The organism is Pseudomonas sp. GL_135 (assembly GCF_057834665.1).
In genome coordinates this window covers 2,301,664-2,321,490 of sequence record NZ_CM174408.1, presented here as the reverse complement: position 1 = coordinate 2,321,490, position 19,827 = coordinate 2,301,664, and the positions used below count along the sequence as shown (strand labels likewise).

15 protein-coding genes are annotated in these 19,827 nt (G+C 60.7%); 10 read left to right on the top strand and 5 right to left on the bottom strand.

The window, feature by feature from the left end; all coding sequences use genetic code 11:
• Positions 1–308: 308 nt before the first annotated feature.
• The 4 genes from AC3ISG_RS10365 to AC3ISG_RS10350 are packed head-to-tail and all read right to left on the bottom strand — an operon-like array spanning position 309 to position 6,478.
• On the bottom strand, positions 309–1,490 hold the full coding sequence (locus AC3ISG_RS10365; RefSeq protein WP_122534659.1) for a hybrid sensor histidine kinase/response regulator: 1,182 nt from the start codon (positions 1,488–1,490) through the stop codon (positions 309–311).
• Complete coding sequence (locus tag AC3ISG_RS10360) at positions 1,484–2,101, bottom strand: chemotaxis protein CheB (RefSeq protein ID WP_205483034.1); 618 nt, start codon at positions 2,099–2,101, stop codon at positions 1,484–1,486. Before AC3ISG_RS10360 ends, AC3ISG_RS10365 begins: the two co-directional genes overlap by 7 nt.
• Positions 2,098–2,919, bottom strand: a complete 822-nt coding sequence (locus AC3ISG_RS10355) for a CheR family methyltransferase (protein WP_122624832.1) — start codon at positions 2,917–2,919, stop codon at positions 2,098–2,100. The genes AC3ISG_RS10360 and AC3ISG_RS10355 overlap by 4 nt, the downstream gene beginning before the upstream one ends.
• A 49-nt stretch (positions 2,920–2,968) precedes the next feature.
• Positions 2,969–6,478: a response regulator gene (locus tag AC3ISG_RS10350; RefSeq protein WP_489299182.1), complete on the bottom strand. Its 3,510-nt coding sequence runs from the start codon at positions 6,476–6,478 to the stop codon at positions 2,969–2,971.
• A gap of 269 nt (positions 6,479–6,747) precedes the next feature.
• Between AC3ISG_RS10350 and AC3ISG_RS10345 the strand changes: the two genes are divergently transcribed.
• Together AC3ISG_RS10345 and AC3ISG_RS10340 are read left to right on the top strand one after the other, a co-directional pair.
• A complete protein-coding gene (locus AC3ISG_RS10345) occupies positions 6,748–7,110 on the top strand; it encodes a response regulator (protein WP_122624834.1) in 363 nt (120 codons plus the stop codon).
• A gap of 88 nt (positions 7,111–7,198) precedes the next feature.
• Positions 7,199–8,413: a glycosyltransferase family 4 protein gene (locus AC3ISG_RS10340; RefSeq protein ID WP_489299494.1), complete on the top strand. Its 1,215-nt coding sequence runs from the start codon at positions 7,199–7,201 to the stop codon at positions 8,411–8,413.
• Between the two features lie 10 nt (positions 8,414–8,423).
• On the opposite strand, the gene cobF is transcribed toward AC3ISG_RS10340, so the two are convergent.
• Positions 8,424–9,185 (bottom strand): precorrin-6A synthase (deacetylating), encoded by a 762-nt coding sequence (cobF, locus tag AC3ISG_RS10335; RefSeq protein WP_489299181.1) that lies wholly within the window; start codon positions 9,183–9,185, stop codon positions 8,424–8,426.
• A gap of 251 nt (positions 9,186–9,436) precedes the next feature.
• Between cobF and AC3ISG_RS10330 the strand changes: the two genes are divergently transcribed.
• From AC3ISG_RS10330 to AC3ISG_RS10295, 8 genes are all read left to right on the top strand, one after another.
• A complete protein-coding gene (locus AC3ISG_RS10330; protein ID WP_122624836.1) occupies positions 9,437–10,342 on the top strand; it encodes an AraC family transcriptional regulator in 906 nt (301 codons plus the stop codon).
• A gap of 242 nt (positions 10,343–10,584) precedes the next feature.
• Entirely contained in the window at positions 10,585–11,907 is a 1,323-nt protein-coding gene (locus tag AC3ISG_RS10325; RefSeq protein ID WP_489299180.1) for an ABC transporter substrate-binding protein, read from the top strand.
• 81 nt (positions 11,908–11,988) lie between these two features.
• Complete coding sequence (locus tag AC3ISG_RS10320; RefSeq protein ID WP_489299179.1) at positions 11,989–12,921, top strand: carbohydrate ABC transporter permease; 933 nt, start codon at positions 11,989–11,991, stop codon at positions 12,919–12,921.
• Between the two features lie 10 nt (positions 12,922–12,931).
• Positions 12,932–13,765: a carbohydrate ABC transporter permease gene (locus AC3ISG_RS10315; RefSeq protein WP_205483031.1), complete on the top strand. Its 834-nt coding sequence runs from the start codon at positions 12,932–12,934 to the stop codon at positions 13,763–13,765.
• Between the two features lie 95 nt (positions 13,766–13,860).
• Complete coding sequence (locus AC3ISG_RS10310) at positions 13,861–14,964, top strand: ABC transporter ATP-binding protein (protein WP_489299178.1); 1,104 nt, start codon at positions 13,861–13,863, stop codon at positions 14,962–14,964.
• Positions 14,965–14,998: 34 nt separating this feature from the next.
• Positions 14,999–16,516: a mannitol dehydrogenase family protein gene (locus AC3ISG_RS10305; protein ID WP_489299177.1), complete on the top strand. Its 1,518-nt coding sequence runs from the start codon at positions 14,999–15,001 to the stop codon at positions 16,514–16,516.
• A gap of 8 nt (positions 16,517–16,524) precedes the next feature.
• Positions 16,525–18,006 (top strand): xylulokinase, encoded by a 1,482-nt coding sequence (xylB, locus tag AC3ISG_RS10300; protein ID WP_489299176.1) that lies wholly within the window; start codon positions 16,525–16,527, stop codon positions 18,004–18,006.
• 32 nt (positions 18,007–18,038) lie between these two features.
• Positions 18,039–18,974, top strand: a complete 936-nt coding sequence (locus tag AC3ISG_RS10295) for a carbohydrate kinase family protein (protein WP_489299175.1) — start codon at positions 18,039–18,041, stop codon at positions 18,972–18,974.
• Positions 18,975–19,827: the final 853 nt, after the last annotated feature.

The following is a 19,827-nucleotide window of genomic DNA, read 5'->3' as shown; positions in this document are numbered from 1 at the left end:
CTTCATACACATAACGCCCAGACGACGCCATTCGCGACTTGGGTGCAGGCTGAACGCAGGTCTCGCGGAGTGGGCCGAGCCGCATGGATGCGGCGAGAGCGCCGTCAGGACATGGATGTCCGTTCGGCGCGGGACCACGGAGCGGGACCGGAATGAGGGGATTCCGACGAAGGAGGAACCAAGCCAGGAGCAGGCACTTTTGCTTACTTTTGGATGGTGCGACTTTCGACTTTTCAAAAGTAAGTCGCCGAAGGCGAAACAGTCTGCCCCCAGGCAGACGCTTTTGATCTTGATCTTGGAGATCTCGATCAGAGCGGCAGCGATACCCGAAACATCGACCCCGCCCCTTCCTCGCTCTCGACACTGATCCGCCCGCCATGAGCGCTGACGATCTGATCGGAAATGAACAACCCAAGGCCAAGGCCGGCCACCGCATGACTGGCAGCAACACGCTCGAACTGCTGAAAAATGCGCTTCTGATTTTCCGGACTGATCCCGATCCCATGATCGCGCACTTCGATCCGCGCCTCGCCTGCCTCGCTGTACACCCGCAACTCGATCGGCTTGCGCGCGCCGTAGCGCAACGCATTGGTGAGCAGATTCGCCACCACCTGCTCGATGCGAAACTCGTCCCACACGCCAATCACCGGCGCCGTGGCGTGCAACGTCACCACACTGCTGGCTGCAGCGATCTGCGCCGAATAGCTTTCCACCAGATTGACCACCAGCTCCGACAAATCGAAGGGGCTGGTACGAATCGACAGCTTGCCCGTTCGAATCCGCGACACGTCAAGCATGTCCTCGATCAGGCGAATCAGGCTCTGGATTTGCCGCTCATCGCGGTCGACCATGGCCCGGAGTTTCTCCATGGTGAACGCCGACGCATTGTCCTTGGCCAGATGCAACTTGCGCAGCTGGGTTTCCAGAATCAGCCCATTGAGCGGCGTGCGCACTTCGTGGGAGACAATCGACATGAAGTCATCGCGCATGCGGACCGCACGCTCCAGCTCGCTCTGCGTCGATTTCAGCTCGCGCATCAGCGCTTCCTGCTCCGCGCGGCTACGTTCCAGCTCCTCGAGCTGCTGCTTGAGGGCCTTGCGCTGGCGGTACAAATCAACGAAGACGTTGACCTTGCTCTTTACCGCATGAATATCGAGGGGCTTGTGCAGGAAATCCACTGCACCGCTTTCATAACCCTTGAACGCGTAATTCAGCTCGCGCCCGGCAGCACTGACAAACACGATGGGAATGTTCTTGGTCTTCTCGGTGCTGCGCATCAGCTCGGCAAGTTCGAAGCCGTTCATCCCTGGCATCTGCACGTCGAGAATCGCCATCGCAAACTCGTGTTCAAGCAGCAACGACAGGGCCTCGTCCGCAGACAACGCCTTGAACACCTGACGGTCCTCACGCTTGATCAGCGCTTCGAGGGCGAGCAGGTTCTCCGGCAGATCATCCACGATCAGCAGTTTGGCTTTGATATCACTCAGCATGCAATTCGTTCCAGCTCGACAAGCAAGGACCCAATGTCGGGCAAAGGCAGTAGAAAATCCGGCGTATGAAGGGCGAGCGCCGCTTCGGGCATGGCCCGCGCGAGCGCCTGGGCCGGGTCCTGGACCACGGTGAGACCACCGTACTCCTTGATTCGTGCAATGCCACGCGCGCCGTCGCTGTTGGCACCGGTCAGCAACACGCCGGCCAGCCGATCACCATAGGCGTCTGCAGCCGATTCGAACAGGATGTCGATGCTCGGGCGCGAATGATGCACACGCTCCTCCTGACTCAGCGACAGGCTCAGATCGTTCTCGATGGAGAGGTGATAACTGGGCCCGGCAAAATACAGCGTTCCAGGCTTGATGGTCTCTTTGTCATCCGCTTCCTTGACCGGTATCGCCAGGTTCGCGGCAAACACCTCGGCCAACTGACTGCGACGCTGATCCGGCACATGCAGCACCGCGAGGATCGGCAGCCGAAAGCCCCGGGGCAAGGTACGGAAAATCTTCAGCAGCGCTTCGACACCACCGGCCGACGCGCCGACCACAATGGCGTCCACCGCCGGCAGCGCGGGCGCCTCCGGTGGGGTGTCAGGAAACGACGTTCTCATGATTTGCGGTAGATCCGCTCGAGTTTGACCAAGGGATCGAAGTGGCCCTTGTACCCGGAGAAGTCCAGGGTTTCCTTGCTGCCCAGCACGAGAAACCCGCGATGGCAAAGGGACTCGTGAAACAGCCCGAAGGCGCGGTCCTGCAGCTTCTTGTTGAAATAGATCAGCACGTTACGGCAGGAGATCAACTGGGTTTCGGAGAACACGCTGTCGGTCGCCAGGCTGTGATCGGCGAAGGTGACATTCTCTCGCAGGGTCTTGTCGAAAATCGCGTAATCGTAGGCGGCGGTGTAGTACTCCGAGAATAGCCGCTTGCCGCCGGCCTTCAGGTAGTTCTCGTTGTAGCCGCGCATGTTTTCCATGGAGAAGATGCCTTGTTTGGCCTTCTCCAGGGAATTGGGGTTGATGTCGGTGGCGTAGATGATCGTCCGATCGAGCAGGCCTTCCTCGCGCAGCAGGATCGCCATTGAGTAAACCTCCTCCCCGGTGCTGCACCCGGCAATCCAGATTTTCACCGACGGGTAGGTCTTGAGCAGCGGCACGACTTCTTCGCGGATCGCCAGGAAGTGCGTCGGGTCGCGGAACATCTCGCTGACCGGGATCGTCAGGAATTGCAGCAGCTGCATGAACGCCGAAGGGTCATGCAGCACGCGCTCCTGCAACGCGGAAATGGTCTTCAGTTCAAATTGACGTAACGCGTGGGCGACACGTCGTTTCACCGACGCACCCGAGTAATCGCGAAAATCGTAGCTGTACTTCAAGTAAATCGCTTCAATCAGCAAGCGTAACTCGATATCGGCGTCTCGTTCTTGGTGCATCGGCAACACTCTGGATCGGGCAAAAAGGCGGTCAATTGATCCGGTTCATTCAGATACGTTCCATCTTCGGCATCCACACGCGAATCAGCGAGAACAGTCGATCCAGATCGATCGGTTTTGCCAGGTAGTCGTTGGAACCGGCTTGCAGGCAGCGATCCTGATCGTCCTTCATCGCTTTGGCGGTGACGGCAATGATCGGCAGCTTGCGCCAGCGCGGGTTCTTGCGGATCTCGATGGTGGCTTCGTAGCCGTCCATTTCCGGCATCATCACGTCCATCAGAACCAGATCGATGTCATCGACAGTGTTGAGCTTCTCGATCGCTTCCAGCCCGTTGCGCCCGACTTCGACGATCGCGCCTTTGTGCTCCAGCGCGCTGGTCAGGGCGAAGATGTTACGCACGTCGTCGTCGACCACCAGGATCTTGCGCCCTTCGAACACGCGGTCGCGACTGCGCGCGGTCTTGAGCATCTTCTGGCGCTCGTTCGACAGCTGCGACTCGACCTTGTGCAGGAACAGCGTCACCTCATCGAGCAGGCGCTCTGGCGAACGCGCACCTTTGATGATGATGGTCCGCGAGTAGCGCAGCAGCTCTGCTTCTTCGTCACGGGTCAGGTTGCGCCCGGTGTAGACGATGACCGGCGGGAACGCGCAGATCTCGTCGGTGGACATGCGCTTGAGCAGCTCGTTGCCGAGCATGTCCGGCAGTTTCAGGTCGATGATCATGCAGTCGTAGGCGTTGTCGCGCAGCAGATCAAGGGCGTCCTGAGCGAAGCCGACCGCCGTGATCTCGATGTCGTCGTCACCGATCAGGCGCGCGATGCTGTCACGCTGCAAGGCATCGTCTTCGACCAGCAGGATGCGTTTGACCTTCTGCGTGAGCTTGGCTTCGAGGCGGGCGAAGACGTCCTTTAGCTCTTCGCGGGTGGTCGGTTTCACCGCATAGCCGATGGCGCCCATTTGCAGCGCGGCTTCCTGACGGTCTTCGACGGAAATCACGTGCACCGGAATGTGCCGGGTGCTCGGCAGCTCTTTGAGGCGCTGCAGAACAGTGAGACCGGAATGGTCCGGCAGGCGCATGTCCAGCAGGATCGCGTCCGGGATGAACGATGCGGCCAGATCGAAGCCTTCGTCGGCGGCATGGGCCACCAGACAGTTGTAGCCGAGCTCGTGGGCCAGGTCGTAGAGGATGTGGGCAAAGCGCACTTCGTCTTCGATGACCAGAATGCAGCGTTTGGTGAACGGTGCTTTTTCGCGGTCGTCGGCAAAGCGCGGAATCGGCTCGGCAGGCGGCGAAACCCTCACCGCAACAGGTGCGGGCGGCGTGACGCGGGCGGGAGCTGCCGGGGGCTGCACGGCAACTACTGGCGCCTCGGCATACTGCGAAGGCTCTTGTTCAACGTACTCTTCCGGCAGCACAAGGGTGAAAATACTGCCCTGTCCCGGCGCACTGGTGACGCTGATCGAACCGCCGAGCAGACGCGCCAGATCCCGGGAAATCGACAGGCCCAGGCCGGTGCCGCCATAACGGCGATTAGTGGTGCCATCGGCCTGACGGAACGCTTCGAAAATGCTTTCCTGCTGCTCCTCGGCGATGCCGATGCCGGAGTCGCGAACGGTGAACGCCACGCCCTCGCCGGGCTGGCGGGAAACCGTGAGGCTGACAGTACCGCTTTCGGTGAACTTGACGGCGTTGGACAGCAGGTTCTTGAGGATCTGCTCCAGTCGTTGGCGATCGGTGTACAGCGAAACCGGCGTGCCGGACTGGATTTCCACCGAGAATTCCAGCTTCTTTTCGGCCGCCAGGGGCTGGAAGGTCATGCGCAAACCTTCGACCAGACGGCTGACGCTGCTGTTTTCCGGACGCACGTCCAGTTTGCCGGCCTCGACCTTGGAAATATCCAGAATGTCGTTGATCAGGTTGAGCAAATCGTTGCCCGCCGAGTAGATCGACTCGGCGAACTTGACTTGCTCTTCGGAAAGGTTGTCCTGGGGGTTTTCCGCCAGCAGCTTGGCCAGAATCAGCGAGCTGTTCAACGGTGTGCGCAGCTCGTGGGACATATTGGCGAGGAATTCGGATTTGTATTTGCTGGAGCGCTGCAACTCGTCGGCGCGGGCTTCCAGCTCAATCTGGGCGATGTGCAATTCTTCGTTATTGCGGTCCAGTGCATCACGTTGGTCGGCCAGCGCCTTGCCCTGCTCGGCCAGTTGCTCGTTGGTCTGCTCCAGCTCCGCCTGCTGGGTTTCCAGGTGGGCCTGGGATTCCTTGAGGATCCGCGACTGCTCTTCCAGCTCTTCGTTGGCCGTGCGCAGTTCTTCCTGCTGCACCTGAAGCTCTTCGTTGAGCTGCTGGGTTTCAGCGAGCACTTCCTGCAAGCGTTGACGGTAGCGCGCCGCCTCGATGGACGTGCCGACGTTCTCGGCCACCAGTTCAAGAAACTCCAGGTCGCGGGGCGTCAGCTCGCGAAGGAAGCCCAGTTCGATGACGCCGTTGACGTGGTCATCGTTGCTGGTCGGCACCACCACGACGCTGCGCGGCGAGCCTTCACCCAGGCCGGACGTGACTTTGAAGTAATCCTGAGGGACGTTGTTCAGGGTGATGATCTGATCCTGCTCGGCCGCTTTGCCAACCACGCCCTCACCGCTGTAGATAGACTGCTCGTGCTGCTCCTGCTCGCGGGAGAAACCGTAGGAAGCCACGCGCACCAGACCGCCGTGCTCCTGACGCACGTACACCGCCGCGACGACCGCGCCCAGGTATTGGGCGAAGAAATCCAGCACGTTGCGGCCCAGCAGGTTGAGGGTGAGCTGGCCGATGACCTGCTCGGCCAGTTCGCTCTGGCCATTGCGCAGCCAGGCGACGTGGGACAGGCGCTCGGCGTCCAGCTGTTGCGCCTTGAGGTTGGCGGCGTAAGTGTCGGACAGCGTGGTCATGTCCCGACGCCCGACCCAGGCCAGAATCCCGCTGACGATCAGAATAAAGGCGATGTACAACGAGACCGACATCACGGTGGTGTGGGTCACGTCGGTGTTGCGTGTCAGACGCAGCTGATGCTCGACGTTGGCCGCTTGCTCGTATTGCTCACGCATCTCGTCAGCGAGGCGCTTGCCGCGACGATTCTGGATCGGCGTTTGGTAATCGCCGCCGGTGCGCCGCAGGGTGATCATCTCTTGGGCGAACTCGTTCCAGGAGGATTGCAGCGCGGCCAGTCGTTTGAAGCGGTCAACCTGTTCCGGGTTGTCGGCGACCAGTTCTTCAAGGCCCTGGAGTTCGGTGCTGATGGCAGGTTTGGCGACTTCGTAGGGGTCGAGGAAACGCTCATCGCCGGTCAGCAGGAAGCCGCGCATCCCGGTCTCCATGTCTACCGAGAGCTTGAGCGAGCGATTCAGGTTGTTGATCACCCGGTCGGTATGTTCGACCCACTGGATGGCCGACAACAGGTAGGAAATCAAAATGACGAAGAAAGCCGCACTCAGCACGCCGACAGCCAAAGGTAAACTGACGTTGCGGCTTAACAGTTTGCGGAAACGTTGCTCGTCGACTGCAGAGTTGGTGATCATCGCAAGGGCTCAGGCGGACTCGTCTAAACGACGGAGTTTGCCGCAAACCTCGGCAACAACTCCAGCATATGACGTAGAAGATTGAATTATCTGACATTAGATAAAGAACTATCAGGCTCGAACTGTACATTTGAGTGCAGCCAAAAAGCCACTACACTCAATTGAATCGTGTTGTTGCGGCTCAGAACTTGGCACAATTGCGCCCCCCGGCGAAACGCTGAAAACCCTACGCCGTGCGATGCGCTCTCTGCCCAATTAAGGAACCTGCCATGTCCGATTCACCCCGCACGATTCTGGTGGTCGAAGATGACAACATCGTCCGGATGTTGATTGTCGACGTCCTCGAGGAGCTTGAGTACACCGTGCTGGAAGCGGCCGACGCCGCCGAGGCGCTTGTGGTTCTGAACAACGCTGACCAGACCATTGACCTGATGATGACCGACCTGGGCCTGCCCGACATGAACGGTAAAGATCTCGCGAATCGGGCGCGTGAAATCCGCCCCGACATTCCGGTGCTGTTCGCCAGTGGCTACGCGGATTCCGTCGATGTGCCAGAAGGCATGCACAACATCGGCAAGCCGTTTTCCATTGATCAGCTGCGTGACAAGGTAAAGGGCATTCTTGGCAACTGAACAACCGCCGCAGTCCACCCCGATCCATGTGCTGATCATTGGCTACGTCTGGCCCGAGCCGCGATCGTCTGCGGCCAGCGGCCATGTCATGCAGCTGATCGACTGTTTTCTCGAACAGGGCTGGCAGATCACCTTCGCCAGCGCGGCCACAGAAGGCGAGCACAAGGCCGATCTTGCGGGGCTGGGGATCACCGAAGTCACCATTACCCTCAATCACAGCAGTTTTGATGCCTTTATCAGTGAGCTGCAGCCTGACGTGGTGCTGTTCGACCAGTTCCTGATGGAAGAGCAATTCGGCTGGCGGGTAGAGAAGCATTGCCCGAACGCGATCCGCCTGCTTGAGACTTCCGACCTGCAGAGCCTGCGCCACGCCCGTCATCAGGCGGTCAAGGAACGGCTCGACGGCAAGCCCGACGCTGATCTGACCGGTTATTTTCAGACGTCGCGGGATCAACTGTTCACGCGGATGGCGTCCACTGACCTGGCGCAGCGCGAGGTCGCCGCGATCCACCGCAGTGACCTGAGCCTGATGGTGTCCGACGTCGAAATCGAATTGCTGACCCAGGCATTTTCAGTGCCCGCTGCTCAGCTCCATTGGGCACCGTTGCTTGTGCGAGAGAACCACACAACGCCCGCCAGCCCGCGTGGATTCGAAGACCGTGCGCACTTCATCACCATCGGCAACTTTCGCCATGCACCAAACTGGGATGCGGTGCTGTGGCTGAAAAATACCGTCTGGCCGCTGATCCGCGCGCAATTGCCGGCAGCTCAGCTTCGTGTGTATGGCGCGTATACGCCGCCCAAGGCTGCAGCACTGCATAACGCTGCCCAAGGGTTCCACATCATGAACTGGGCTGAAGACGCGTTGGAAGTGATGGGTGCGGCGCGGGTTTCCCTGGCGCCACTGCGATTCGGCGCGGGCATCAAGGGCAAGATCATCGACGCTATGGTCTGCGGCACACCTACCGTGACGACGCCCATCGGTGCCGAAGCCATGCACGGCGAGCTGTCCTTTCCCGGCGCGGTGGCCTGTGATGCCCAAGGGCTCGCCGACGCCGCCGTCAGCCTCTACACCGATCAGGCACGCTGGGGACGGGCGCAACGGGACGGCTGGCACCTGCTGCCGGCGCGTTTCAGCCATGATCGCCATTGCGCCGCGCTGATCGAACGCATCCTTGCGCTGCGGGAGACGCTACCGGCCCATCGCACGGCCAACTTCACGGGCACCATGCTTCGCCATCATCAGCACAAGAGCACGCAGTACATGTCGCAGTGGATCGAAGCCAAGAACAAGAACACCTGAAGCGTTTTGTCTAAGGGACGGCGCGGCGTAGCAGATAGGTGTCCATGATCCAGCCCTTCTGCGCCCGCGCTGTTTCACGCGCCTGACGTATCTGCGCGCTCACTTCGCGCAGCGGGCCTGAAATGAGGATTTCGTCAGGGGTGCCGAGATAAGCCCCCCAATAGATGTGCAGCCCTTCGTCGATAAACCGCTCGAAGGTGCAGTGGGCGTCGAGCATCACCACGCTGTTGCTGATCTGCGCACCCTGCTCCGCCGCAAGCTCCCGCCCGGTGGTGATGTGGATCGGTTCGCCAATGCGGTTCAGGCCGATGCGATGCCCGGCAGCCAGCGCCTGCACGCTGGTGATGCCGGGGATGACCTCATAGCCAAAGGGCTCCCGGCCGCGGGCCAGTACCTGATCGAGAATCCGCATCGTACTGTCGTACAGCGCCGGGTCGCCCCACACCAAAAACGCCCCAGTCTCGCCTGCCTTTATTTCATCGGTAATCAGTTGCTCGAACAGCACGGCGCGCTGCTCGTGCCAATGCTCGATCCCACTGCGATAGGACGGCGAATCGTCCTTGCGCCGAGGATCGCTCACCTGCACCAGACGATAGTCATGCCCCTCGATGTAGCGCTCGCAGATGTCCCGGCGTAACGCCAGCAGGTCATCATTGGCGTAGCCCTTGTCGAGGATGAAAAACACCTGGGTGCGGTTCAGCGCCTTGATCGCCTGAACGGTGATGTGCTCGGGATTGCCTGCGCCGATGCCGATCACGAGGATTTTTTTCATGGGGTGGCGGTTCTCTGGAGGCGTTCGCGGAAGGTGCATCAGCGTATCGGGTTGTTGAGGGGTGTGGTTAGTCCACTGCGCAGCTGCGCGTCATGGCGCAGCATTGATGGCGCTCAAACCGGCCTCTTCCCGGCTGAAGCCGGTGCCACTGAAGCCACGCGTCCATCTGCATCGGTTTAAAGCCTCTCTCTGTATTCCGCCCATCAAATAGTGCACATTATTCCCACGCCACTCTCCAGACCGGCCCCCGCATGACCAGAACAACAAGAGTCACCGACCCTTCCTACGAGTTGATGGACGACCACAATGGGCTGTCGATCATCTACCGCGAGCACGGTTTTCCCTGCCCGCTGGTGCGTTGGCATTTCCACAAGGAATACGAGCTGCACCTGATCGTCGCCAGTTCCGGCAAGGTCTTCGTCGGCGATTACATCGGCAATTTCTACCCTGAGACGCTGTTTCTCACCGGCCCCAATCTTCCGCACAACTGGATCAGTCAGATTGAAGAAGACGAGGTCATTCCCAAGCGCGACATGCTGGTGAATTTCACCGAAGAGCTGCTCGAAAGCGGCAATCAGGTGTTCGCCGAACTCAAGGCCCTCGCGCCGTTGCTCGACCGTGCGCAATACGGCATCGAATTTCGCTGCAAGCGGACGATCCGCCAGGCCACCAAATTGATGCAAAAGATTGCCGACACCACTGGAATGACCCGCCTGGGACATTTCTTCATCCTGTTGGAATTGCTGGCCGCCAGTGACGATTTCCAGCTGTTGTCCGGTACCACTGCGTCGCAACTGTCGGATGATCACGCCGTGGAGCGCACCAACAAGGCGGTGGAATACATCTTTACCCACTACGCCCGCGAACTGCCGCTGGAAGAAGTGGCGGACTACCTGGGCATGAAGCCGACCTACTTTTCCCGCGTATTCAAGCAAGCCACCGGGCGCAGCTTTGTGGAATTCGTCAACCGCTTGCGCATCAGCAAGTCCTGCGAACTGCTCGCCGATGGCGACCGGCCGGTGACTGACGTCTGTTTCGAGTCGGGTTTCAATAACATCTCCAATTTCAACCGACGCTTCCAGAAGCTCAAGGGCATGACCCCCTCGCACTACCGTCGTCTCGCCGTACAGCGCTTGACTGAGCAAAACCTGTACTGATTCGCTGCCCCTTCGCGCCCGTCAACTACGCTGGAACTGCCCCGCACCATGTGCTGGCGCAGTTGTACGGCATGGCCGTCGGAATTCCCGGTGCAAAAAAGTATCAGTTCAAGTGCGCCGCAGGATTTGTCAACCCGCGCCCACAAGGCTGTAATCAACGCACATTCTTCCTGGCCTCCGGAAGAAACAAAAACAATAACCAAGCTTCTGACGTCCGTCTCGGCGCAGAAGAGGAGTGATAAATGAAGACCTCTGCAAATGTTCTCCTTGCCGGTACCTGTCTGACCCTCCTGTCCCTGTGCACCACCGCCACTGCCGGTGAAGTCACTATCGCCACCGTCAACAACAGCGACATGATCCGCATGCAGCGGCTGTCCAAGACCTTTGAAGAACAGCACAAGGACATCAAGCTCAAGTGGGTCGTGCTGGAAGAGAACGTGCTGCGTCAGCGCCTGACCACCGACATTGCCACCAAGGGCGGCCAGTTCGACGTGTTGACCATCGGCATGTACGAAGCCTCACTCTGGGGCGCCAAGGGCTGGCTCAAGGAAATGAACGATCTGCCTGCGTCCTACGCGCTGGACGACGTGTTTCCTTCAGTACGTGATGGCTTGTCGGTCGACGGCAAACTCTTCGCCCTGCCGTTCTATGCAGAAAGCTCGATCACCTACTACCGCAAAGACCTGTTCAAGGCAGCCGGCCTGACCATGCCGGAGCGTCCGACCTGGACGCAGATTTCCGAATTTGCCGACAAGCTCACCGACAAGTCCAAGGAACAGTACGGCATCTGCCTGCGCGGCAAGGCCGGCTGGGGCGAGAACATGGCGCTGATCACCACCATCGCCAACTCATTCGGCGCCCGCTGGTTCGACGAACAATGGAAACCGCAATTCGACCAGCCTGAGTGGAAGAACGCGCTGACCTTCTACACCAATGTCATGAAAAAAGACGGCCCGCCCGGCGCCTCCAGCAACGGTTTCAACGAAAACCTCGCCCTGTTCAACAGCGGCAAATGCGCGATCTGGGTCGACGCCAGCGTCGCCGGCTCGTTCGTCACCGACAAGTCCCAAAGCAAAGTCGCCGACAGCGTAGGCTTCACCTATGCGCCGCACGAAGTGACCGACAAGGGCTCGGCGTGGCTGTACTCGTGGGCACTGGCGATCCCGACCAGCGCGAAGAACGACAAGGACGCGCGCGCCTTCACCGAATGGGCCACATCCAAAGAGTACGCCGCGCTGGTCGCCGAGAAAGACGGCGTCTCCAACGTGCCGCCAGGCACCCGTGCATCGACCTACACCGATGCGTATAAACAAGCCGCGCCGTTTGCCAACATCACCCTGGAATCCCTCAAGGCCGTCACGCCGAAAGCGCCTACCTTGAAGCCGGTGCCGTACGTGGGCATCCAGCTGGTGACCATCCCCGAGTTCCAGTCGATCGGCACCTCGGTCGGCCAACAGTTCTCGGCGGCACTGGTGGGCACCTCCACCGTGGATCAGGCATTGACCAACGCGCAAAGCGTGGCCGAGCGTGAAATGAAGCGCGCGGGTTACCCGAAAAAGGGCTGACACCCGCTGCTTGAAGGCGGCAGGCGCTGATTGCCTGCCGCCACTGTTCACGCTAACGCTTTTGCCCGGTTCGGAGTCGACATGAACACCTCAACCCTCACCCCGCGCACCGCCGCGGCCGACGATAAGTCGTCCGCCAAAGGCCGCGTCACCAAGCCCGGCTGGTTTCTGGTCAGCCCTTCGGTGCTGTTGCTGCTGGTGTGGATGATCGTGCCGCTGGGCATGACCATCTACTTTTCGCTGATCCGCTACAACCTCCTGAACCCCGGCGAAAACGAGTTTGTCGGGCTGGAGAATTTCGAATTCTTCGTGACCGACGCAGGCTTTCTGCCCGGCGCCATGAACACGCTGTTGCTGGTCGGCAGCGTGCTGGCCATCAGTGTGATCCTCGGCGTGTTGATCTCGGCGCTGCTGGAAGCCAGTGAGTTTCTCGGCCGCGGCATCGTGCGCGTGCTGCTGATCTCGCCGTTTTTCATCATGCCGACGGTCAGCGCGCTGATCTGGAAGAACCTGATTTTCCACCCGGTGTCCGGCATCCTCGCCTGGGTCTGGAAGCTGTTCGGCGCGCAGCCGGTGGACTGGCTGGCCAATTACCCGATGCTGTCGATCATCATCATTGTGTCGTGGCAGTGGCTGCCCTTCGCGATCCTGATTCTGATGACCGCCATGCAGTCCCTGGATCAGGAACAGAAGGAAGCGGCGCGGCTGGATGGCGCCGGCCCGATCGCGATCTTCTGGCACCTGACCCTGCCCCACCTGGCGCGCCCGATCGCCGTGGTGGTGATGATCGAGACGATCTTCCTGCTTTCGGTGTTCGCTGAAATCTTCACCACCACCAACGGCGGCCCGGGATTCGCTTCCACCAATCTGGCGTACCTGATCTACAACCAGGCACTGCTGCAATTCGACGTGGGCATGGCATCGGCAGGCGGTCTGATTGCCGTCGTGATCGCCAATATTGCCGCGATTATCCTGGTACGGATGATCGGCAAAAACCTCACCGACAAGTCTTGAGGGCAAGGCCATGATGACGCTCAAACAATCCCGTCGCCTGCAAAGTGCCCTGCTCGGCACCTTGTCGTGGGTGATCGCAGCGCTGATTTTCTTCCCGATCTTCTGGATGGTCCTGACCAGCTTCAAGACCGAGATCGATGCGTTCGCCACGCCGCCGCAGTTCATTTTCACGCCGACCCTGGAAAACTACCTGCACATCCAGGAGCGCAGTGACTATTTCCACTTCGCCTGGAACTCGATCCTGATCTCTTTCAGCGCGACGATCCTGTGCCTGCTGATCGCGGTGCCGGCGGCCTACTCCATGGCGTTTTTCGAAACCAAACGGACCAAGGGCACCCTGCTGTGGATGCTCTCGACCAAGATGCTGCCCCCGGTGGGCGTGCTGATGCCGATCTACTTGCTGGCCAAGACCTTCGGCCTGCTGGATTCGCGCATTGCGCTGATCGTGATCTACACGCTGATCAACCTGCCGATCGTGGTCTGGATGATTTACACCTACTTCAAGGACATCCCCGGAGAGATTCTCGAGGCCTCGCGGCTGGACGGTGCCACCACGCGCCAGGAAATCTTTCGCGTGCTGATCCCGATCTGCAAGGGCGGGCTGGCCTCGACGGCGCTGCTGTCACTGATCCTGTGCTGGAACGAAGCGTTCTGGTCGCTGAACCTGACCTCCTCGAACGCCGCGCCGCTGACTGCGCTGATCGCCTCGTATTCGAGCCCTGAAGGTTTGTTCTGGGCCAAGTTGTCGGCGGTGTCGACCCTGGCCTGCGCGCCGATCCTGATCTTCGGCTGGATCAGCCAGAAACAACTGGTCCGCGGGCTGTCGTTTGGTGCCGTGAAATAACGCAGAGCGTCAAGTACGGCGTCCACACGCAGAGCGTGGGGACGATCCCGCAGTTGATGATTTCGACATTTTGAAGAATAAAACCGGAGCCCATCATGGCTAACCTGACAATCAGAAATCTGCAAAAAGGCTTCGACGGCCACCAGATCATCAAAGGCATCGACCTGGACGTGAAGGACCGCGAATTCGTGGTCTTCGTCGGTCCGTCGGGCTGTGGCAAATCCACCCTGCTGCGCCTGATCGCGGGCCTTGAAGACGTCACCAGCGGCAGCATCGAACTCGATGGCCGCGAGATCACTCAAGTAACACCGGCCAAGCGCGACCTGGCGATGGTGTTTCAAACCTACGCCCTGTACCCGCACATGACTGTCGGCAAAAACCTGTCGTTTGCGCTGGATCTGGCCGGCACGCCGAAGGCCGAAGTCAAGAAAAAGGTCGATGAAGCCGCGCGTATCCTCGAGCTGGGCCCGCTGCTGGAACGCAAGCCCAAGCAGCTGTCGGGCGGTCAACGCCAGCGCGTTGCAATCGGTCGCGCCATCGTGCGCAACCCGAAAATCTTCCTGTTCGATGAACCCCTGTCCAACCTCGACGCCGCCCTGCGGGTGCAGACCCGACTGGAGCTGTCGCGCCTGCACAAAGAGCTGCAGGCAACGATGATCTACGTCACCCACGATCAGGTCGAAGCCATGACCCTGGCCGACAAGGTGGTCGTGCTCAACGGCGGTCGCGTTGAACAGGTGGGCTCGCCGCTGGAGTTGTACCACCACCCGGCCAACCTGTTCGTCGCGGGCTTTCTCGGCACCCCGAAAATGGGTTTCCTCAAGGGCACGATCAGCCGTGTCGAAGCCTCGGCCTGTGAAGTGACCCTGGAGGCGGGGACGAAAGTGCTGCTGCCCTTCACCAACGCACAGCAGAGCGTGGGCGACTCGGTGACCCTGGGCATTCGTCCCGAGCACCTGGAGCTGGCCAACGAGGGTGATTGCCAGTTGACCGTCATCGCCGACGTCAGCGAACGCCTGGGCAGCGACACGTACTGCCACGTGCGCACCACCTCCGGCGAGCCGCTGACCATGCGGATTCGCGGCGACCTGGCCAGCCAGTACGGCGAAACCCTGAAACTGCACCTGAACAGCGCGCACTGCCACCTGTTCGACGCCCAAGGCCAGGTCATTCGTCGCGCGCTGCAGGCCGCTGCCTGATCCCTCGCACTCCACAGCATTCGGGAACACCGTCATGAAACTGAACAAGCAGAACCTCTCCAACCTGGGCGCCGGGATCGCCATCCCCGCCTATTCCCTCGACGAGCGTCGCCAGGGCATCGCGCACATTGGCGTCGGCGGTTTCCACCGCGCCCACCAGGCGTTTTACACCGATGCGCTGATGTCCCTTGGGGCGAATGAACGCAGTGGTGAAGGCCTGGACTGGGCCATTTGCGGCGTCAGCCTGCGCGAGGAAGACCGCGGCAATTTCGAAGCATTGAAGGGCCAGGATTTTCTCTACACCCTGTTCGAACTGAGCGACACCCCGGACACCGAAACCCGCGTGATCGGCGCCATGAGCCAGATGCTCATGTCCACCGACAGCGACCTGGCGCTGATCGACAAACTGGCCAGCCCGGATATCCGCATCGTCTCGCTGACCATCACTGAGGGCGGCTACTGCATCGACGACAGCACCGGCGAATTCATGAGCCACCTGCCACAGATCCAGTACGACCTCGAACACCCCGCCACACCAAAGACCGTGTTCGGTTATCTGTGCGCGGCGCTGACCCGACGCCGTGCGGAAGGCACGCCAGCGTTCACCCTGATGTCCTGCGATAACCTGCCGCACAACGGCGCGGTGACACGCAAGGCGCTGCTGGCGTTCGCCAAACTGCGCGACCCGGAACTGCACGACTGGATCGCTGCAAACGTCAGCTTCCCCAACGCCATGGTCGACCGCATCACCCCGATGACCAGCACCGCCCACCGCCTGCAGCTGCACGATCAGAAAGGCATCGACGACGCTTGGCCGGTGGTCTGCGAACCCTTTGTGCAGTGGGTGCTGGAAGACAAATTCGTCAACGGTCGTCCTGCCTGGGAAAAGGTCGGCGTGCAGTTCACCGACGACGTGACCCCGTACGAAGAGATGAAGATCAAGCTGCTCAATGGCAGCCACCTGGCGCTGACCTATCTCGGCGCGCTGAAGGGCTATCGCTTCGTCCACGAAACCATGAATGACCCGCTGTTCGTCGAGTACATCCGCACCTATATGGATCTGGACGTGACCCCGCAACTGGCGCCGGTACCGGGCATCGACCTGACCGATTACAAACAGACCCTGATCGATCGGTTCTCCAATCAGGCGATTGCCGACCAGCTTGAGCGCGTGTGCTCCGACGGCTCTTCGAAATTCCCGAAATTCACCGTGCCGACCATCAACCGTCTGATCGTCGACAGCGGCAACATGGACCGCGCCTCGCTGGTGGTCGCGGCCTGGGCGCTGTACCTGCAAGGCAACCGCAACGGCGACTTCACCGGCGAGAACGGCGTGCCGTACACCGTCGTCGACCCGCGCGCGGACTTCTGCAAGGCGCTGGTGGCCGATGACGTGCTGGTCACTCAGCGGCTGCTTGAAGTCGAAGAAATCTTCGGTGCGGCGATTCCCCAGTCCCCTGAGTTCGTGGCATCGTTCGAGCACAACCTGAACAGCCTGAAGCAGCTGGGCGTCAGCAAAACCCTGGAAAACCTGTTGGCGAAAACCGTCTGAGGTGGAACATGTTTCTCGGCATCGATTGCGGCACCCAAGGCACCAAGGCGATTGTTCTGGATGCCGTCAGCGGCAAGGTCCTCGGCGAAGGCTCGGGGGCCCATCACATGATCAGCGGCGCCAACGGGCGCCGCGAGCAGGATGTGCAGGAATGGCTCGATGCGTTCGAGCAGGCGACGGCGGCGGCGTTGCAGAAGGCAGGAGTGTCCGGCACGGACATTCAGGCGATCGGCGTGTCCGGGCAGCAGCATGGCCTGGTGATGCTCGATGAGTCCGGCCAGGTGCTGCGCCCCGCCAAGCTATGGTGCGACACCGAATCCTCGCCCGAAAATGATCGCCTGCTGGCGTACCTGGGGGGTGAAGCCGGGTCGCTGGAGCGTCTGGGTATCGCCATCGCGCCGGGCTACACGGTTTCCAAGCTGCTGTGGAGCAAAGAGCAGTTTCCCGAGCTGTTTGCCCGCATCGACAAGATCCTGCTGCCCCATGACTACCTTAATTACTGGCTGACCGGCCGCAGCTGCAGCGAGTTCGGCGACGCGTCGGGCACCGGTTATTTCAACGTGCGCACCCGCCAGTGGGATCTCGACATTCTTCAACACATCGACCCCACCGGCCGGCTGGTCAAGGCGCTGCCGGAGCTGATCGAGGCGCATCAGCCGGTGGGCACAATTCTTCCTGCCATCGCCGAGCGGCTGAGCCTCAACCCGAAGGCCATCGTCTCCAGCGGCGGTGGCGACAACATGATGGGCGCGATCGGCACCGGCAATATCGCGCCGGGCTCGATCACCATGAGCCTGGGTTCGTCGGGCACGGTCTACGCCTTCGCCGACGCCGGCAATGTCAGCACGCAGCCGTCGGTAGCGACCTTTTGTTCTTCATCGGGCGGCTGGCTGCCACTGATCTGCACCATGAACCTGACCAACGCCACCAGTGCCATCCGCGAGCTCTTCGCGCTGGACATCGGCGCCTTCAACGCAGCGGTCGCGTCGTCACCGATAGGCGCCCAGGGCGTGCTTGTGCTGCCATTCCTCAACGGCGAACGCGTACCCGCCCTGCCCCACGCCACCGGCAGCATTCTCGGGCTGGACAGCACCAACTTGACCCAGGCCAACCTGTGCCGCGCGGTGGTCGAGGGCACCACCTTCGGCCTGCGCTACGGTCTGGACCTGTTGCGTGACAGCGGCATTAAAAGCGATAACATCCGCCTGATCGGTGGCGGCGCCAAAAGCGCAGTCTGGCGGCAGATCGTGGCCGACATCATGGACACGCCGGTCATCTGCACCACCGGCACCGAAGCGGCCGCACTGGGCGCGGCGATTCAGGCGGCGTGGTGTCACTCCCGTGCCGAGGGTGCCGGTGAGTCGCTGCAGTCCCTGACCGAGCGTTGCGTCAGCCTCGATCCGGCCAGCGAAACCCGGCCGGTTCCTGAACACGTTGCGGCGTATCACGCGGTGTATCAGCACTATCGCACTCAATTGCAGGGCCTCTGACGGACAGCCCCGTCGGCCTTTATGGAGCAACTATGTATCTGGTCTGTGGCGAAGCACTGTTTGATTTTTTCTGTCAGCCGGACAGCGGACAAAGCAACAAAGTGGGTTATCAAGCCATCGCCGGTGGTTCGCCATTCAACGTCGCGGTGGGGCTGCGCAGGCTAGGCGTCGATGCCGGGTTCTTCGCCGGGATTTCCAGCGATTACCTGGGCAAGCGTCTGATGACGGTATTGGCGGAAGAAGGCGTGCGCGAGGACTTTCTGGTGCATGTGGACGCGCCGACGACGCTGTCGATGGTCGCCGTAGGCGCGGACGGCTCGCCGCAGTACAGCTTTCGCGGTGAAGGCTGCGCGGACCGAATGCTGAGCGTCGAGCATCTGCCGACGCTGGACGACAGCGTGCGCGGCTTGCATGTGGGTTCATTTTCGCTGGTGGTGCAGCCGATCGCCGATGCGCTGCTGACGCTGGTCCGGCGCGAAAGCGGCAAGCGGCTGATTACGTTCGATCCCAACGTGCGCCTGAATCCGGCGCCGAGCATCGAGCTGTGGCGCGGTCAGGTGGCGAAGTTTGCCGAGCATGCGCACATCATCAAGGTCAGTGATGAGGATCTGGAGCTGTTGTATCCGCAGATGGATGCGGCGGCGGTGGCCGAGGGTTGGCTGAAGGACAATTGTCAGTGGGTGATCATGACCCGCGGTCGTCAGGGCGCCACGGTGTTTACGCGGGCGCTGGGCACGTGGTCGGTGGCGGCGCGCAAGGTGGAGACGGTTGATACGGTGGGGGCCGGGGATACGTTTCAGGCGGCGTTGATTGCGTTTCTGACGGAGCGGGGTCTGGATGTGCCGTCTGCTTTGGCGGGGGTAGATCGCGAGACGCTTACGAAGATGCTGGAGTTTGCGGTGGCGGCGGCAGCGGTGACCTGTACGCGTGAGGGGCCGGATTTGCCCTATCGGGCGGAGGTGGTCTAGGCGTCTGGTCCTTTTCAGATCGAGATCAAGATCAAGATCAACAGCGTCTGCCTGGGGGCAGACTGTTTCGCCTTCGGCGAGTTACTTGGAAAAGCACCCCAAGTAACCAAGGGTGCTTGCTCCTGGTTGGGCCCCTCGTGCCTCGGGGTTCCTTCACTCCGGTCCCGCTCCGTGGGCCCGCCGCCATCCGCCATCCATGGCGGGGGGCGGCTCTCGCGGCATCCATGCCGCTCGGCCCACGGAGCGAGACCTGCGTTCAGCCTGCACCAAAGTCGCGATTGGCGGTGTCTGGGCTATCGCGTAGAAGATCAACAGCAAAAGCTTCCCGGCTAAAGCCGGTCCTACAGTCGGAGCCGGTGCCATTGACGGTACGCGGTGTGCTTTTTAGTGGGACCGGCTTTAGCCGGGAAGAGGCCAGCTCAGGCGCCGACATTTTTGCTGATAGCCCCCCGTCCCTGTGGGAGCGAGCTTGCTCGCGAATGCTTTATCCAGAACACCAGATATCAGATGGATGTACCCGCCCCTTCGTGAGCAAGCTCACTCCCGCACGTCCTTAGCGCTTAACCCGACCTCGATCTGCCTTTGATCCGCCTTTGATCTGCTCTTGATTTGCTTTTGATCTTCCTACGCAAAATGTTCAAACACCGCCAAACGCGACTTGGGTGCAGGCTGAACGGAGGTCTCGCGGAGTGGGTCGAGCCGCATGGATGCGGCGAGAGCGCCGTCAGGACATGGATGTCCGTTCGGCGCGGGCCCACGGAGCGGGACCGGAGTGAGGGTACTCCGACGAAGGAGGAGCCCAACCAGGAGCAGGCACCCTTGGTTACTTGGGGTGCTTTTCCAAGTAACTCGC

Coding starts and splice junctions, on each gene's coding strand:
- AC3ISG_RS10365 (WP_122534659.1), bottom strand. CDS start 1,490: ATGCTGAGTGATATCAAAGCCAAACTGCTGATCGTGGATGATCTGCCG.
- AC3ISG_RS10360 (WP_205483034.1), bottom strand. CDS start 2,101: ATGAGAACGTCGTTTCCTGACACCCCACCGGAGGCGCCCGCGCTGCCG.
- AC3ISG_RS10355 (WP_122624832.1), bottom strand. CDS start 2,919: ATGCACCAAGAACGAGACGCCGATATCGAGTTACGCTTGCTGATTGAA.
- AC3ISG_RS10350 (WP_489299182.1), bottom strand. CDS start 6,478: ATGATCACCAACTCTGCAGTCGACGAGCAACGTTTCCGCAAACTGTTA.
- AC3ISG_RS10345 (WP_122624834.1), top strand. CDS start 6,748: ATGTCCGATTCACCCCGCACGATTCTGGTGGTCGAAGATGACAACATC.
- AC3ISG_RS10340 (WP_489299494.1), top strand. CDS start 7,199: ATGCAGCTGATCGACTGTTTTCTCGAACAGGGCTGGCAGATCACCTTC.
- cobF (WP_489299181.1), bottom strand. CDS start 9,185: ATGAAAAAAATCCTCGTGATCGGCATCGGCGCAGGCAATCCCGAGCAC.
- AC3ISG_RS10330 (WP_122624836.1), top strand. CDS start 9,437: ATGACCAGAACAACAAGAGTCACCGACCCTTCCTACGAGTTGATGGAC.
- AC3ISG_RS10325 (WP_489299180.1), top strand. CDS start 10,585: ATGAAGACCTCTGCAAATGTTCTCCTTGCCGGTACCTGTCTGACCCTC.
- AC3ISG_RS10320 (WP_489299179.1), top strand. CDS start 11,989: ATGAACACCTCAACCCTCACCCCGCGCACCGCCGCGGCCGACGATAAG.
- AC3ISG_RS10315 (WP_205483031.1), top strand. CDS start 12,932: ATGATGACGCTCAAACAATCCCGTCGCCTGCAAAGTGCCCTGCTCGGC.
- AC3ISG_RS10310 (WP_489299178.1), top strand. CDS start 13,861: ATGGCTAACCTGACAATCAGAAATCTGCAAAAAGGCTTCGACGGCCAC.
- AC3ISG_RS10305 (WP_489299177.1), top strand. CDS start 14,999: ATGAAACTGAACAAGCAGAACCTCTCCAACCTGGGCGCCGGGATCGCC.
- xylB (WP_489299176.1), top strand. CDS start 16,525: ATGTTTCTCGGCATCGATTGCGGCACCCAAGGCACCAAGGCGATTGTT.
- AC3ISG_RS10295 (WP_489299175.1), top strand. CDS start 18,039: ATGTATCTGGTCTGTGGCGAAGCACTGTTTGATTTTTTCTGTCAGCCG.